Genomic DNA, 16,553 nt, shown 5'->3' with positions numbered 1-16,553 from the left:
GGGGGCGAAAATTGAACTCGAACCCTTCGCTGTAGATTATCCAGCAAACCAAATATTCTGATGATCACACATTGGGCTTAAATGTTTAATGCGTAAATTGTCTTGTTCAAAATCACCTAAACCCCCAGCAATATCTAATTCACTGCCTATGGCGATATGTTTACCTTTATAACTTAAACTTTCTTTTTCAGAATCCCACTGAGCGGTGTGTTCCGGAAAGATAACCAGTATATCGTTCACATAAAGACACTCTTGTTTTAGCTGCAATATTCCTTTTAAGCGTGCTGAAGCTGAAACACCATTAAACTGATAAACAGGTAGTTTCACTGCACTCGTTTCTTCGTTCGCCTCTTGCCGCTGACATCCCGTAAGGAGTAGCAATACAACTGTGCAAATCAATTTATTATTAATACCCAATTTTGTTCCTATAGGGACTTCCATGTATTTTTGATAGTAATGGACTAACGTTGCATATCAACATTTAGATTGTTAGAGAAGATTTCATCTTATTATATTTTACTAATTCATATATTGTTATCTTTTTCGTCTGTGTTTGCGGGTAAAATATGACGTGTCATCCACCAAAATAATAGCGCCAACAGACTCACACCTGCACCTAGAGCACACACGCCAAGCCAGCCAGCATAGGCATAAGTAGCTGTGGTACTGATTGCCCCCCAACCACTACCCACTGCATAAAACAGCATGTAAAGGCCAACAAGCCGGCTATGAGCTTCTGGACGAGTACGAAAAATCATACTCTGATTGGTCACATGTAAAGCTTGTCCACCCAAGTCTAGCAGTACGATGCCAATCACAAGTGCCCAGAGCGAGTACGCCATGAGTGAAAGTGGACCCCATGCAATTAATAATATTAACAGTGCCGCCAAGCTTGTGCGCTGAGCATATCCGCGGTCGGCCCATTGTCCAGCACGTGCAGCGGCGAGAGCACCAACGACTCCAACAAGACCAAAGGACCCAATAATCGTATGTGAAAAACTATAAGGTGGCTCACTCAACGGTAATACAAGTGCGCTCCAAAAAATATTGAATGCCGCGAACATGAGTAAAGCTAAGACACCACGCACTTGTAGCAATTTTTCTTGGCGAAGCAGTTTTACCATAGAGGCTAGAAGTTGCGGGTAGTGCATTGAAACGGGCTGAACTTTTAAATGAGGAAGTCTTCTCCAGAGTGGTAACGCAATCATGAGCATGATGATGGCTGCACAAAAATACACGCCACGCCAACCCGCTACATCACTGATTCCCCCTGAAAATACTCGGGCAAGCAGTAAACCAATGAATACACCACTTTGGGCAGTGCCAACGACATGTCCTTGCTCATGTGGGGCCGCAGCACTCGCTGCATAAGCAATAAGCCCTTGAGTCATTGCTGTCCCGAGTAAACCGACCGCAAGCATTCCTGCCAAAAGAACAACAACAGAATGAGCAAATGCAATAACTAGCAATGCAGATACTAAAGCCAGTAACTGTATAGCCATTAATCGACGCCGATTTACAAAATCACCCAACGGCACCAGAAACACGAGGGCCAGCGCACAACCAATTTGAGTGGCTGTAACTACACCACCGATGGCGGCATGACTAATGTTAAAGTCCCTAGCCAATATGTCGAGCAAAGGCTGTGCATAATAGACATTTGCTACGCTTGCACCACTTGCAATAGCAAACAGCAATATGAGGCCACGAGGCATGCCTGAAAGTTGTCTATGATTTTCTAGGGCTGTGTTTGATGGCGCAAGAGAAGCTTTCATAGTCCTAAATCCATTTAATCTAGTTTTAAAATGAAACTAGTTGAATGTTAGGTTGCCTAGTTTTAAAATGCAACTAAATGTTTTATTCCTGATTATTGGTAAGGGAACTCAATGGCGAACTCTACAGCTTTAAAAGAAGAACCTTGTCCTGTTGCGCGCTGCGTCAATCTCATAGGAGATCGGTGGTCATTGCTTATTGTGCGTGATGCTTTTGATGGAATGCGCCGTTTTGGAGATTTTCAGCGCAGCTTAGGAGTAGCACGTAATATTCTTTCTGATCGTCTAAAAAAATTAGTCGATGCTGGTGTTCTTGAACTACAAGATGCTTCAGATGGTACGGCCTATCAAGAATATGTGTTGACCGCTAAAGGGGAGAGCTTGTTTCCAGTGGTTGTAGCTCTACGACAATGGGGTGAGCACAACTTATTTGAAAGTGGTGAGCGCCATTCTTTGTTAATTGATAAGAAAACAGGTCAGCAAATCCCATTTATGGCGCCAGTCAGAGCAGATGGAAAAGTGCTTAATGCTTCTGATACTCAAGTGCAAAAGATCAAATGAAATTAATCGCCCCATCCCATTCTTTTGCAACTGTAAAAGCGGAGAAAAGAAAAATTAACCTTTCTTAACTTAAATTTTGGGAAATTAGTTGTTAACCTTGCGCGTCAAATTAAGGTGAGACTATGAGATTTATATTCCTCTTTATCAGCGCAATTTCTATCCCATGTTATGCAGCGTCAGAAGTAATGCAGCTTCATTACTGCGAAACTGTAAAAAAAGCAGCAAGTGGCGTGATGGATGCTAGACAACATGAGGTGCCAGCTAAAGAGCTACATGACATAGCGAATCATCTTGAAGAGGAACAAGCCAAACAAATTTATCAAGAGCTTATTAAATCTGCATATTCTTCAAAATTATTTGAAGACCCTCTTATTAAGTCAAAAGCTGTCGAGAACTTCCAAACCACTTGGCATGAGCAATGTTTGGCAAAAGAATTGGCTAAAAATATTTGAGGGTGTCGGTAGGAAATAGTTAACTGACACAAATAAAAAGACCATCTAATTTTTTAAGTTAGGTGGTTTTTTAATTTTAGAGCGAGAAATGAGTTTGAGCACATGACTTCAAGTTTGGCAAGCTTTCAATAGTTATAAAAAATGGATTATGTATTTATTGTATCGGAGTGGTGTCGAATGATTTTTTACAATTAAAGCGGAGGTAATGAGCGATTTGATGAGTAACTTGTTTAACAATTACGCCATAAAAGAAAAAGTGCATTCCAATTTATGAAATGCACTTTTATAAAGTGCTAAATTATCCAGCAAGCCAAATACTTTTATGATCACATGAAGCGCTTAAGTTTTTAATTTCATGGTTATCAAATGCGTATTTACCAGAACCCCCAACGAGATCTAATTCTTCACCTAAGGCAATTTTCTCTCCTTTATAAGTTAAAGTTTGATTTTTAGTATCCCATTCAGCAGAGCGTTCAGGAAAAACAATTAACACGTCATTCACATATAGACATTCGTCTTTTAGCTGTAATGGGCCTGTTAATCTTGCGGATGCGGAAATACCATTGAACTGATAGACAGGGATTTTTACTGATCTAAGTTGATCATTATTTTCTTGCTTACCTGATACTTGCTGCTGACATGCAACAAGTAGTCCAACGGAAGCCATTACTAACAATATTTTATTGATATACAAGTTGAGCTCCTATATCAGCCAAGTAATCCACACTGGTATATATGACTGTGTTCGTAACTGTTTCACCTGTATCTTTCCATGAACAAGCAGATTGAATACCAAATGCAACATTTAAGGCAAACCAAGGCCCACCACTATCACCACGAACACAACGTAAAGTGCCTAAACCAGATGTATGATTTGTTCCCGCTCCACTTTGAGTATTTGAAACGACTACATAAGTGTTTCCACCTGAATGATGATTCGCACCTGTAATTGATATTACCTCGCCACAACTTTGCATCAATGCTGGATTTGTACGCGAAGTTTGTCCAAGGTGACAAACATACGATCCATTAACCGTTCCGCTTTTTGCTACTGTACTTGTTCTATTTCGTTTACCAGTTAATGCTCGGGCAGGAGATGTAGCGTCAGCATAAAACTCCGGTACTGCTTGTTGAGCGGTAGTAGTTCCAGCTTTCATGAAGGCAAGATCCATTCCAGTATCGTCACGGTACATACCTGCTACAGGTGAAATCGCATATTGTGTGCCATCTTTGTCTTTATAATTCAATGGAACAGATGGCACGATACAATGACCTGCAGTTATAACACCAAGCTCTCCAGTTGAAATTCTTTTTGCAGTAAAGCCTGTCATACAGTAATTGGCACCTGAATTAGTTACTAACCAAGATCCACCACGAGATTTAGCTGGTTGAATACCAGTAGGAATTTCAGATAAGTCTACTTTGACGTTGAGTATTCTTTCGAGAGCTTGTTTATCAACTTGTTTTAGAGATTTTACATAGACTAATGCATTTCCTGTCTGCTCATTATCTAAAATCATTTCAACAGTAGGGTACGCCTTTTTAACAGCAGCAAATGATTTATTAAGATGATTTACTCGTTGTTGCTTAGTATTTGAAGCGCCTTGTATAAGGGAAATAGGGGCACTTACACCCCGCTCGATAGCTCTATATGCTGATTCCACTTCAGTTTCAGTTAAATTTGCCAGCTTTCTAACTTGAATACGTTCTTGAACATTTTTGTTTTTTAAAAGTTTAACTGATGTATCTGGTTTTCTTTCTAATTTAAAAGCTTGTTGAGAATTATTATTTCCAACTACTTTTACTTTTAATCCAAAGTCAGGTCCATTATCAAAATATAGGCCAGAAATAACATTTTTATATTTATCACTTAAACCTGCTACTTGATTATCTGTACCATGCATAATAAGTAATCGTCGCATAGCTTCGTCTAATGTAACTCCATAAGATGCTGCATAGTGTTTTGCATCAAATGCTAATGTCTCAGCGACATTCATTACAGGTTTTTGTTGATTTGAACTGCTATCTGCTGCAAATACACCAGTCGAAGCAAATGCAATAAATAAAGTGGTTGAAAGGGTTTTTAATTTAAATTTCTTGTATTTAGATGACATTTTTTGTCTCACAATGGAATCAATTATGAGTCTAAAACCTAACATATAGTTTTTTTATAAAATATTAAAGCGTGTAACTAAATATTTTACCAATTGATAAAATATAAGAATTGATATGTTAAATAGTTAATATAAATATAAAAATAAAATCATTATAAAATTGTAAATAAATTAATTTATAAGTGGTTTTTACATTGAATAACTTTAATTAAAACATTGTTTTTTAATATGTGATTTTATTTAATTAAACTTGGGGTTTTGATGGAATTTATTTTTTATAAGAAATAATAAAGGGGCAGAAGCCCCATATTAATTCTTTCGTCTCGACTGCCGTTGATGCCTTTGCCTATTTAAATTTTCAAGGATAGGAATAACTTCATTTGGATCGTAAAGATGCTTTCCGTCTGTTCCTTTGTTGAAAGAATGCAGCCCGTCAAATTTGATTAAAGATAATTATAAGAAGGGGTGGGAGCAATCTAACTTTTTAGCTAACTACCAGACAATAAAAAACCACCTAATTCTTTCGAACTAGGTGGTTTTTAAATTTTGGAGCGGGAAACGAGACTCGAACTCGCGACCCCAACCTTGGCAAGGTTATGCTCTACCAACTGAGCTATTCCCGCAATGTGAGCACATTATAGAGTGTTTCACTAAAGTGTCAACACTCTTGTGATTTAATTGAACATTTAATCAGCACGACGCCAAACTGTACCTTGACGTGTATCTTCTAATACAACACCTTGGTCGAGCAAAGACTGGCGAATGCCGTCTGCTTTAGCAAAATCTTTTGCTTTTTTCGCATCAACACGTTGTTGAATAAAATCTTTAATTTCAGCATCAGACAAAGTAAGAGCTTCTTGTCCAATATCTGATTTTAAGAAAGCATCTACATCGTGTTGTACCAAACCTAAAATGTTGGTGAGGTGACGTAACGTTGAATAAAGCACAGCAGCTTGGTCAGCTTGCTCTTCTTTTACAGCACGGTTTAACTCTTTGTTGAGTTCAAACAAGACAGCCATAGCTTCGGCAGTGTTGAAGTCATCACACATTGCATTGTTAAAGCGTTCAACAAAGCTTTGATCAAGCGTTTCAGTTGTCGTTTGACCATACACTTGTTGATAGGCTTTAAATGAATGATAGAAGCGAGTTAAAGAAGTTTTTGCTTCTTTCAATGCCACATCAGAGAAGTTCACAGGACTACGATAGTGTGAAGACACAATAAAGTAGCGAATCACTTCAGGGTGGAATTTCTCCATCACGTCACGAATAGTAAAGAAGTTGCCTAAAGACTTAGACATCTTTTCACCATCAACGTTAATGAAGCCAACATGCATCCAGTAGTTTACATATTGTTCGCCAGTTGATGCTTCACTTTGCGCAATTTCATTTTCATGGTGTGGGAACATTAAATCTGAACCACCACCATGAATATCAAAATGGTTGCCTAGGCAGCAAGTCGACATTGCTGAACATTCAATGTGCCAGCCCGGACGACCATTGCCCCAAGGCGAAGCCCAAGACGGTTCATTTTCTTTGGCATGTTTCCAAAGTACAAAGTCAAACGGATGTTTCTTTTCAACTTCTACGTCAACACGCTCACTTGCGCCTGCTTGCATATCATCAAGCTTACGCCCAGAGAGGCGACCATATTTCTCAAATTTAGTGACTTCAAAATAAACATCGCCGTTTGAAGCAGGATAAGCAGAACCTTTATTTACTAGATTGCCAATCATATTTTGCATCTGATCAATATATTCAGTCGCTTTAGGTGCTTCATCAGGTGCAGCACAGCCTAAATTTGCTGCATCTTCGTTCATTGCATCAATGAAACGAGTGGTGAGCTGCTGAATGGTTTCACCATTTTCATTCGCACGTTTAATAATTTTGTCGTCAATGTCGGTAATGTTGCGAATATAGCGAACATTCCAGCCTTGACTACGCAAGAAACGTATAATGTAGTCAAATGCAACCATAACTCGAGCATGCCCGATATGACAGTAATCGTAAACGGTCATACCGCAGACGTACATATCGATGTGACCTTCTTTGCGAGGTACAAATTCAACTTTTTTTCGTTGCTCAGAGTTATATAAAACAAACGGTTGCATAAGGGTTTTCAAACACTCTAAAAAAATCGTTATCCATCATAACGTATACACCATATTTCATAAAGTTATCAGTAAAAAAGATGCTGAGATAAGTATCGTTATTTGAAAAATGATTCGTTATAGGTGAAGATGCTGAAAGTTTTTAATGAATAAGAAAATTTATATGAATCATGCAAGTAACCCTTTTAAAAAAGCTGGTATTGCGCTCCTTACAATAGGTGTTCTAGATATTATTTTAATGATCTACTCGATAATAAGTAAGATTAGTTACTCATCATCATTTAATATATTTGCTGTAATTGTGGGAGTTCTCCTTCTAAAAGGTAGTATAAAGACTGCACGATTAACAAGATGGTTCAGTTTATTCTTCTCTATTATATTGGTGGGAGGAGCTATTGGGATGATATTGATCATGCCTTTCGATTTATTAAAAATACAAATTAAACTCAATATATTATCTGCGCTAATTACATTTTTTATTGTAGTGATATTTTTCTCTTTACTTGTATGGATCTATCGTCAACTTTCGACTCCAGAAGTGCTGAAATTATTTACTGAAGCAGGGTATGCAACTACAAAGAGTTCAGCTTATTTCTTTGGTTCTGTTTTTTTGATATTTATGCTGGGAATGCTTACTATTGTAGGCAAAGAGTCAGAACAGAAGGCTAAAGAATTAGCTCGGCAACAACTTGGTTCCAATTTTCAATATTACGTTTCGAGCATGTCTTTGTCAGGGAAATCGGGTCAGGCAAATGTTATTGCGTATACAGATAAAGAAATTCGGCATATTCAGATAGATTGGTAATAAATATGGGGGAAAAAAGATTCTTTGGTAAGTGTTCTTTAAATAAGTTGAAATAAGAACCAGTTTTTTCTCCATGTTTAATTAAATCCTATACATTTAAAAACGTGTAGATGATTGAGTTATGTTAGAATGCCCCCCAAATCTTTTGATTAAAATCACCGATCTTAAATAAGAGATCAGATCAATTATTTTGAGTCAAACTCGTATGCCCAATCCTACAGATTTTCAAAGCAGCGCATTAGCAACATTGCGTATTGAACAGCAAGCCTTAGACGTGTTAGCAACACAAATTAATGACAGTTTTAGTCAGGCTTGTGAAATATTGTTACAGTGTAAAGGCCGTGTTGTGATTACTGGCATGGGTAAGTCAGGGCATATTGGTCGTAAAATGGCTGCGACTTTTGCTTCAACCGGTACACCATCTTTCTTTATGCATCCAGGCGAAGCTGGGCATGGTGATTTGGGTATGCTGGTTCGTGGTGATGTTTTAATTGCGATTTCCAACTCTGGAAAAAGTGATGAAATCATGATGTTGATGCCACTCATCAAACATCTTGGTGTACCTCTTATTACTATTAGCCGTACTGATAAAGGGCCAATGCCTCAAAATGCTGACATCGCTTTAACTTTAGGTGAGTCTGACGAAGCGTGCCCATTAGGGTTAGCTCCGACATCGAGCACCACAGCAACTTTAGTATTGGGTGATGCGCTGGCTGTTGCTTTACTTGAAGCGCGTGGTTTTACCGCAGATGATTTTGCTCGCTCGCATCCTGCAGGAGCTTTGGGTAAACGCTTACTTTTACATGTAAAGCATCTGATGCACACTGGCGATGAATTGCCAAAAGTTTCACCAAATACACCAATGAATCAAGTGCTTTACGAAATTTCTAATAAGCGTTTAGGCTTGACCACGATTGTAGATGAACAAGAACATTTGCTTGGTATTTTCACCGACGGTGACTTACGTCGTTTAATTGATAAACAGCAAGGTTTCGATGTGAATTTACCTGTTTCTGAAGTAATGACAAAAAAACCGTCAACTATTTCTCAAGAAGCACGTGCGGTAGAAGCTCTACAACAGCTTAACCTGAAAAAAATTAGTCAATTTGTTGTGGTTGATGACCAAAATAAAGTGATTGGTGTAATTAGTATGCATGACCTTATTCAGGCAGGGGTAAATTAATCAATGGCATCTTATGCATTGTTAGAACAAGCACGTCATTTACAGGCATTGGTTCTGGATGTTGATGGTATTTTGAGTGATGGCTTTGTAACTTTAACGAATAGTGGCGATGAGATTAAGTCGTTTGATATTCGTGATGGTTTAGGTATGAAACTTGCGCAGCAAGCGGGCATGAAAATCATCATTATTACAGGCCGAAAAAGTAATATCGTTGAAAAACGTATGTCTGATTTAGGCGTGGATCTGGTTTTTCAAGGGCGTGAAGACAAAGGTTCTGCGCTACGTGAAGCTTGTTCACAGTTTAATATTCTGCCTTCTGATTGCTTATATATGGGCGATGACTGGCCTGATTTATCTGCTTTTGCAATAGCAGGAATGAGTGTCACTGTGCCAAATGGTCATGAAGAAGTGCGTCGCCGTGCGCATTTAGTTACCCAGTCGATGGGTGGACGTGGTGCTGTACGAGAAGTCTGTGATATGTTGCTGATCGCAAAAGGCATTTACCAAGAACTTCTTGAAAAATATCTTGCAGTACCGCATTAATAATAAGATTACTTAAAAAGGTAGGCTATTCCTGCTCATGGATACCAGAGTTTTATCTATTGTTGCTGTAGTGATTGCTGCTATAAGTGGTGGTTATTACTACTATAGTGGCAAAGCAAAAAAACTAGACATTGGTTCTGCGAAGAATATGACATATTCGGCGCAGGGCGTCCATTTGACTCAAACTGATGATCAAGGCAATTTGTATATTCGTGCTGAAGTTCGTCAGCTTGAACAGGATATGCAACAAAAAACATCAAAGTTGGATCAACTTAATGCGTCTATGTATAAAGATGGCAAAGTTGATGCAACGTTCTTTGCGAAACAGGCAAATGGTTATGATGATAATAGTAAAGTTATATTATCGGGTGATGTGGTGGCAACTAAACTTGCTCCACAGGGGAAAATTGAATTTCAGACCGATGAGTTAACTGGATATCCAAAGACCAGAGAAATTGAAACGGATCATCAAGTGATTGTTCAGTCTCCACAGGCCAACTTTGTTAGCAAAGGATTAAAAGCAAATTTAAATAACGGTCAGTACGAATTTTTTAATGTTCGAGGAAAGTATGCACCAAAGTCTTAATTTAAAACGTTCTTCAGCTTTCCTAAAACAAGCTGCGCTCATTACATTCGTTGCTTTATCATCAGCTTCGACTTTTGCGTTACCGTCTGACCGTAATCAACAAATTTCATTAGTGGCAGACCGCGCAACTTATAACGAAAAAACTGGTTTGACGACCTATACTGGCAATGTTGTGATTGAGCAAGGCACGATGAAGCTTCAAGCAGATTCAATTGTTGCTACGCTAAACTCTAAACGTGAAATTCAAACGATTACTGCCAAGGGTAGACCGTCTAAATTTCAGCAACAAATAAGTGCTGATAAGGGCGTGGCACGTGGTGAAGGACAGACCATTGTTTATAATGCAGATACGGGCATTATTACATTGAATGGTGGTGCATATTTATATCAAGATGGTTCAAGCATTCGTGGTAACTCATTGAAATATAGTATGAACAAAGGTGATGTAGAAGCTCAAGGCTCATCGTCAAATCGTGTGCAAATTATTATTCCACCATCAAGTTCAAAAAGCTTTCCAGGAGCGCGTGACTAATGCAACAAGCTCTTCAACAACCCCAAACTTTGTGTATTAAGCACTTAGGAAAAAACTATAGTAAGCGTTGGGTCGTCAAAGACGTATCTTTTAGTATGCAAAGTGGACAGATTGTTGGTTTGCTTGGCCCTAACGGTGCAGGAAAAACAACAAGCTTCTATATGGTTGTAGGGCTAGTACGTATGGATAAAGGTGAAATTCACCTTGATGATCTTGATATGTCCGATTTGGCAATGCATGAACGGGCACGTAAAGGAATCGGATATCTTCCGCAAGAAGCTTCTATTTTTAGAAAGCTGACCATTGCTGAAAATATTATGTCCATTTTAGAAACACGCAAAGACTTAAATAAGCAACAGCGCCAGCAACGTCTTACTGAATTATTAAATGACTTTAAAATCAGTCATATTAAAGATTCATTGGGAATGAGTGTGTCTGGTGGTGAACGCCGCCGTGCTGAAATTGCACGTGCATTGGCTGCTGATCCTAAATTTATGTTACTTGATGAGCCATTTGCCGGCGTTGACCCAATCTCGGTTGGAGATATTAAAGATATCATTCAGACTTTGAAAGATCGTGGTATCGGGGTACTCATTACTGACCATAACGTACGTGAAACTCTGGCAATTTGTGAACGTGCATATATTGTCAGTGAAGGGGCTGTCATTGCCGAAGGTACACCACAAGAAATTCTGGATAACGAACAAGTCCGTAAAGTTTACTTAGGTGACGATTTTACAGTTTAAATAAAATGGTTAATCTATTTGTCTAAAAAGAGGTCAATACCTCTTTTTAGTTTTTTTGTATTTATTTATTAAAAACAATAATTTAAAATGATCAGTTGATGAAAAGGTAATGTGTAAATTATTCAAGTAATTATGCTTCTTTATGCAAAAAACTATGTAGAATGTAAAAGCTTTTAAACGATAACAAACAAGATCAACAAGACAAGCATGATTGGATATAACCAAAGAAAAGTAGAAAGGACATGTAAAAAGCCGGCTTTCCTGAAAGGGTTGATGCTTTTAACTTCGTTGCATGTACCTGTAGTGATATATGCTGCTAAACCCAGTGAGCAATATCACACCCTAAAAGACAACTTATCACAACTTTTTGCCCCTAAAAGTAGTGATGAATTTAAAGTTGCCAAGATGCAAGAGCTGAGTAATTTTAAGTTGGATCGTTCTAGAGTTCAGGAGTTTCCGACTGTTCAACTCAATGATCGAGCAGCTTCATCTTATTCAAATTTGCCATCAAGGAAAATGACTTTGCAGGAAGCGGTGAAAGTCGCGATCCAGCGGAACCCAGATATTTCCCAAGCCATCTCCACTTTAGCTGGCCAAAATGCAGGTATTGATTATGCCAAGGCTGGTTATTATCCCCAGCTTTCAGGTGGAATAACGACAGGTGATTTGAGTAGTGGCGAACGTGGGCGGCAGTTATTGACTCTAAATGCGACTCAAATGCTTTTTGATTTTGGCAAAGTCAAATCAGGTGTGTCGGTTGAGAAGGCCAAAGTACAAGTCGAGCAGGCCAATGTGCTGGTCAGCATTGATGATATTGCACTTGATGTTGCACAGTCGATTGTCAATATTCAACGCTATCTTCAATTAAATAAGATTGCCGAGCAGCAAATTGCGGGTATTCAGCGTATTCAGGAAATTGCCAATTTACGTGCAAATGCCGGTATTAGCAGTCAAGCCGATCCGATTCAAGCCCAGTCCTATTTACAAGCTGCCCAGTCTAGTTTGATCGCACAGCAGTCATTATTAAGACAATACCAGCAACACTTAAGAACATTATTAGGTGGTGATGTTTCTCGAACAGGGTGGATTATTTCAGATGATCTGGTGAAAGTGTCCGATTTATATGGCGAACCTGAATTCAATACCATCCCAAAAATGATTGCGGCGCAAGCGGGTGTTGAAGTAGCTAAAGCTCAAAAAGAACAGACCCGACTGAGTCGTTATCCGACTTTGGCGGTAAAAGGTTCTGTGAGTCAGGCCATTAACGGCAGAAACCCAAACAATGATGAAGATGACGGTCTGTACAGTTCGGTCATGCTTGAAGCAACCAGTCAGTTTTATCAAGGTGGAGCCGTTTCTTCTCAGGTCAAAATGGCAAGTTATGCAGAAGAAGCAGCAAAGTCTAAAGTTAATTCAGTTTATCTGGATGTTCTTGACCAGATCAGAACCAGCCGTGAGCAAATTGAAAATAAACAACGCCAAATGCAGGTACTGACCAATCGCCAAGCCACTACGGTTCGTACACGTGAACTTTATCAAGAGCAGTACAAACTTGGTACACGTTCATTGGTTGACTTATTGAATGCAGAGCAGGCCATTCATAGTGCCAATTCAGAACTCGAAACCGCACGTTATGACATCTATAACAGTATTGTGCAATACATCTCGGCAACAGGACGTTCCCGCCAAGCTTATGACTTAAATAATATTTCAATTCAGGGGTTCGAAGTACAACCATGATGACAAAAATAAATTACCAGCCCTGGTTACAGGCGGTCTTAACGATTGCTAAACATTATCGAATTGAGCCTTCAGAAGAAAGAATCCGTTTACAACTTGACTGGAACCAGAATCAAAACCTTGATGATGTTTTACAGCTCATTACACGTCAGGTTGGACTAAATTTACGTAAAGTACCGTTTTCTTTAGAGCTGCTGAATCCGTGGCGGCTACCTGTTATGGTCGAGTTTTATGACGGACAGGTTGGTATTATTGATAAAGCCGATACCCAAGGAAATGTGAGTATCCAGTTTAGCGGAGACCATGGACTTTCTCAAAATTTAAGCCTAGATGTCTTAAAAAATACCATTAAGAATGTCTATATCCTGCGTCCTGAAAGCTCGATTCCCGATGCGCGTATTGATGAATATATCAAACCCTATGAAGCAAGCTGGTTCTGGTCAATTGTTCTAAGAGACTGGAAACGCTACGTTGATATTATGTTTGCCTCACTCATTGCCAATATTTTGGCACTGGCAACCATTATTTTCTCAATGCAAGTCTATGACCGTGTTGTGCCTTCACAGTCTGTTCCAACCTTATGGGTTCTGGCTGGTGGTGTGCTTATTGCTGCTATTTTTGAGTTTACCTTACGTGTGTCCCGAGTCTATCTATCCGATATTATTGGTAAACGTGCTGACTTACGTGTTTCTGACCGTGTATTTGGCCATGCCTTAAGAATCAAAAATAAAGATCGTTCAAAGTCTACCGGTAGTTTTATTTCGCAGATTCGTGAGCTCGAAGGTGTTCGTGAACTGGTAACCTCTACCACCATTAGTGCAATTGCCGATTTCCCATTCTTTTTCCTGTTCCTGACCATTTTCGCCATTATTGGCGGGAAGCTGTTCTGGGTGATGTTGCTGGTTGTACCGCTTATGCTTTTGCCGGGTATTCTGGCACAGAAGAAGCTAGCGCAATTGGCACAAGAAGGCATGAGAGAATCTTCAATCCGTAATGCCATTCTGGTTGAAGCAGTGCAGGGTATTGAAGATATCAAGTTATTGCGTGCTGAATCGCGTTTTCAAAACCAGTGGAACCACATGAACGAGGTTTCAGCCGATATTGGTATGAGACAGCGTAAAATTGTCGGGACCTTAATGGCATGGACTCAGATGCTTCAGGGTTTAACCTATGCAATTGTGGTTTTAGTTGGATGTTTTGCGGTAATGGATGGTGAAATGACCACGGGTGCATTAGTGGCCTGTTCAATTTTATCGTCACGCATGTTAGGACCGATTGCACAAATTACGGGTGTATTGGGGCGTTTACAGCAGGCGAAGGTTGCAAAACAAAGTCTGGATGAACTCATGCAACGTCCGATCGACCAAGCTGACCGTTCACATCTGGTACATAAAGCAGTTTTAAATGGCGACTACGAATTAAAAAATGTCTTGTTCCAATATGGAGAAGAAGACCCGAAACCAAGTTTAGCAATTCGCCATTTAAAAATTCGTGCTGGTGAAAAAATTGCAATTCTGGGGCGCAATGGTGCTGGTAAATCGACCCTACTTCAGCTTCTATCTGGCATGCAGGTCCCTGTTCAAGGGGCAGTGCATTTAGATGGTCTGGATCTTTCTTTAATTGACCCATCTGATGTACGTCGTGATATGGGTTTACTCAACCAGAATGCACAACTTTTCTACGGTACGATTCGTGAGAACCTCACTTTGGGGGCACCGCTTGCAACAGATGAAGATATTCTTCGGGCTTTAGTTGTGACAGGTGCATTACCTTTTGTTCAAGAGAAAAAAGAAGGACTCGATCACCTGATTTTAGAAGGTGGGGTGGGTTTCTCGGGTGGGCAGAAACAAGCCTTGTTATTGGCCCGTCTATTGATTCGTCAACCCAACATTTTATTGCTGGATGAGCCGACAGCAGCGATTGATGATGTGGCAGAGAAACAACTGATTGATCATTTAAAAGGATGGCTGGCTCATCGGACCTTGGTGGTTGCGACTCACCGCCGCGCTGTTTTAGAGCTGGTGGACCGTATCATTGTCGTTAACGAAGGCAAAATCGTGATGGATGGTCCAAGAGATCAGGTCCTTAATCAATCAACAGCCCAACAAAAACAAGTGCAAGGAGGTAATTCATGAGCGAACCACAACAAGAACAAGAACTCACCCGTTCAATGAATGTCTCTTATAGTGAACCACCGTTACCACGTGCCAGTTTAGTAATCTGGATTGTGGGGATTGGTTTAGTTATTTTCTTTATCTGGGCATGGGTATTTAAACTTGAAGAAGTTTCTACAGGCACAGGTAAAGTGGTTCCATCGTCTAAAGAGCAGGTCATCCAGTCTTTAGAAGGCGGTATTTTAACCAAGCTGAATGTACAAGAAGGCGATATTGTTCAAAAAGGCGAAATTCTTGCGCAATTAGATCCAACCCGTTTTGCATCGAATGTCGGTGAATCAAGATCTTTGCTTATTTCTGCTCAGGCAACAGCTTCACGTTTGCGTGCAGAAGTAAACGGTACGCCCTTGGTTTTTCCTGAAATTGTGCTGAAAGAACCAAAACTTGTACATGAAGAAACAGCGCTATATCGGTCTCGTCGTGCAGATTTAGAACAGACCATTGCAGGCTTAAAACAAGCTTTACAACTGGTACAACAAGAGCTGGCAATGACCGAACCGTTAGTTGCTAAAGGTGCGGCCAGTGAGGTTGAAGTTTTACGTTTACGTCGTGAAGCAAACGACCTTAGAAATAAAATGAATGATGCGCAGAACCAATATTTCGTAAAGGCTCGTGAAGAGTTATCGAAAGCCAATACGGATATTGAAACGCAGCAACAAGTCGTACTGGGTCGTACTGACAGCTTAGATCGTGCTATTTTTAAAGCACCGGTACGTGGTGTTGTAAAAGAAATTGCGGTCACTACCCATGGCGGTGTTATTCCGCAAAACGGTAAGTTGATGACCATTGTACCGATTGATGAACAGCTGCTCATTGAAGCGCGTATTTTACCGCGTGACATTGCATTTATTCGTCCGGGACAAGAAGCACTGGTTAAGATTACTGCCTATGACTACTCAATTTATGGTGGTTTAAAAGGTAAGGTTACGGTTATTTCACCAGATACGATTCGTGATGAAGTTAAACAAGACCAGTTCTATTATCGTGTTTATATTCGAACCGATTCAGACAAGCTTTATAATAAAGAAGGTAAGGCATACGGTATTACACCGGGTATGGTGGCAACGGTAGATATTCGTACGGGTGAAAAAACAGTACTGGATTACTTACTTAAACCATTTAATAAAGCCAAAGAAGCGTTACGAGAAAGATAATAAAAAAAGCCCCGAGATTCGGGGCTTTTTTTATGGGTTTGATTCTATTAAATTCACGTTATAATTTGATTTTTATTATGCTT

At 39.6% G+C, this 16,553-nt stretch carries 16 protein-coding genes and 1 tRNA gene; 11 read left to right on the top strand and 6 right to left on the bottom strand.

Annotated features, from left to right (window positions below):
* Positions 1-36 precede the first annotated feature (36 nt).
* Both AC07M3_RS04555 and AC07M3_RS04550 read right to left on the bottom strand, forming a co-directional pair.
* Entirely contained in the window at positions 37-441 is a 405-nt protein-coding gene (locus AC07M3_RS04555; RefSeq protein ID WP_494566664.1) for a hypothetical protein, read from the bottom strand.
* 83 nt (positions 442-524) lie between these two features.
* The gene (locus AC07M3_RS04550; RefSeq protein ID WP_494566663.1) at positions 525-1,775 is read right to left on the bottom strand and encodes an MFS transporter; all 1,251 of its coding nucleotides are present in this window, start codon (positions 1,773-1,775) and stop codon (positions 525-527) included.
* 111 nt (positions 1,776-1,886) lie between these two features.
* Here AC07M3_RS04550 and AC07M3_RS04545 point away from each other — a divergent pair, with 111 nt between their 5' ends.
* Both AC07M3_RS04545 and AC07M3_RS04540 read left to right on the top strand, forming a co-directional pair.
* Complete coding sequence (locus AC07M3_RS04545) at positions 1,887-2,333, top strand: winged helix-turn-helix transcriptional regulator (RefSeq protein WP_494566662.1); 447 nt, start codon at positions 1,887-1,889, stop codon at positions 2,331-2,333.
* A 122-nt stretch (positions 2,334-2,455) separates the two neighbouring features.
* Positions 2,456-2,785 carry a hypothetical protein gene (locus tag AC07M3_RS04540; protein ID WP_494566661.1) on the top strand — a complete coding sequence of 110 codons (330 nt, stop codon included), beginning with the start codon at positions 2,456-2,458 and terminating at the stop codon, positions 2,783-2,785.
* 298 nt (positions 2,786-3,083) lie between these two features.
* Here AC07M3_RS04540 and AC07M3_RS04535 read toward each other — a convergent pair whose 3' ends face one another.
* From AC07M3_RS04535 to cysS, 4 genes are all read right to left on the bottom strand, one after another.
* Complete coding sequence (locus AC07M3_RS04535) at positions 3,084-3,452, bottom strand: hypothetical protein (RefSeq protein WP_494566660.1); 369 nt, start codon at positions 3,450-3,452, stop codon at positions 3,084-3,086.
* 13 nt (positions 3,453-3,465) lie between these two features.
* Positions 3,466-4,899, bottom strand: coding sequence for a chymotrypsin family serine protease (locus AC07M3_RS04530; protein WP_494566659.1), 1,434 nt, complete (start codon positions 4,897-4,899; stop codon positions 3,466-3,468).
* A 547-nt stretch (positions 4,900-5,446) separates the two neighbouring features.
* Positions 5,447-5,522, bottom strand: a tRNA-Gly gene (locus tag AC07M3_RS04525).
* A 63-nt stretch (positions 5,523-5,585) separates the two neighbouring features.
* Complete coding sequence (gene cysS, locus AC07M3_RS04520; RefSeq protein WP_494566658.1) at positions 5,586-7,007, bottom strand: cysteine--tRNA ligase; 1,422 nt, start codon at positions 7,005-7,007, stop codon at positions 5,586-5,588.
* Positions 7,008-7,170: 163 nt separating this feature from the next.
* Here cysS and AC07M3_RS04515 point away from each other — a divergent pair, with 163 nt between their 5' ends.
* The 9 genes from AC07M3_RS04515 to AC07M3_RS04475 all read left to right on the top strand — a co-directional run bounded on the left by AC07M3_RS04515 (position 7,171) and on the right by AC07M3_RS04475 (position 16,470).
* Positions 7,171-7,812, top strand: a complete 642-nt coding sequence (locus tag AC07M3_RS04515) for a hypothetical protein (RefSeq protein ID WP_244524347.1) — start codon at positions 7,171-7,173, stop codon at positions 7,810-7,812.
* Positions 7,813-8,017: 205 nt separating this feature from the next.
* Positions 8,018-8,995: a KpsF/GutQ family sugar-phosphate isomerase gene (locus AC07M3_RS04510; RefSeq protein WP_092708146.1), complete on the top strand. Its 978-nt coding sequence runs from the start codon at positions 8,018-8,020 to the stop codon at positions 8,993-8,995.
* 3 nt (positions 8,996-8,998) lie between these two features.
* A complete protein-coding gene (locus tag AC07M3_RS04505) occupies positions 8,999-9,538 on the top strand; it encodes a KdsC family phosphatase (protein WP_494566657.1) in 540 nt (179 codons plus the stop codon).
* A 37-nt stretch (positions 9,539-9,575) separates the two neighbouring features.
* Positions 9,576-10,124: an LPS export ABC transporter periplasmic protein LptC gene (gene lptC / locus AC07M3_RS04500; protein WP_307010539.1), complete on the top strand. Its 549-nt coding sequence runs from the start codon at positions 9,576-9,578 to the stop codon at positions 10,122-10,124.
* Positions 10,108-10,656: a lipopolysaccharide transport periplasmic protein LptA gene (gene lptA / locus AC07M3_RS04495; protein WP_092708152.1), complete on the top strand. Its 549-nt coding sequence runs from the start codon at positions 10,108-10,110 to the stop codon at positions 10,654-10,656. Before lptC ends, lptA begins: the two co-directional genes overlap by 17 nt.
* A complete protein-coding gene (gene lptB / locus AC07M3_RS04490; protein ID WP_003650837.1) occupies positions 10,656-11,402 on the top strand; it encodes an LPS export ABC transporter ATP-binding protein in 747 nt (248 codons plus the stop codon). Before lptA ends, lptB begins: the two co-directional genes overlap by 1 nt.
* A gap of 273 nt (positions 11,403-11,675) precedes the next feature.
* On the top strand, positions 11,676-13,142 hold the full coding sequence (locus AC07M3_RS04485; protein ID WP_199990923.1) for a TolC family outer membrane protein: 1,467 nt from the start codon (positions 11,676-11,678) through the stop codon (positions 13,140-13,142).
* Entirely contained in the window at positions 13,139-15,277 is a 2,139-nt protein-coding gene (locus AC07M3_RS04480) for a type I secretion system permease/ATPase (RefSeq protein ID WP_494566656.1), read from the top strand. The genes AC07M3_RS04485 and AC07M3_RS04480 overlap by 4 nt, the downstream gene beginning before the upstream one ends.
* The gene (locus tag AC07M3_RS04475; protein WP_494566655.1) at positions 15,274-16,470 is read left to right on the top strand and encodes an HlyD family type I secretion periplasmic adaptor subunit; all 1,197 of its coding nucleotides are present in this window, start codon (positions 15,274-15,276) and stop codon (positions 16,468-16,470) included. Before AC07M3_RS04480 ends, AC07M3_RS04475 begins: the two co-directional genes overlap by 4 nt.
* The last annotated feature ends 83 nt before the right edge of the window (positions 16,471-16,553 follow it).

The organism is Acinetobacter sp. GW821-FHT09D10, from assembly GCF_059416285.1.
The sequence above is the reverse complement of the archived record's forward strand: the minus strand, read 5'-3'. Positions and strand labels throughout refer to the sequence as shown.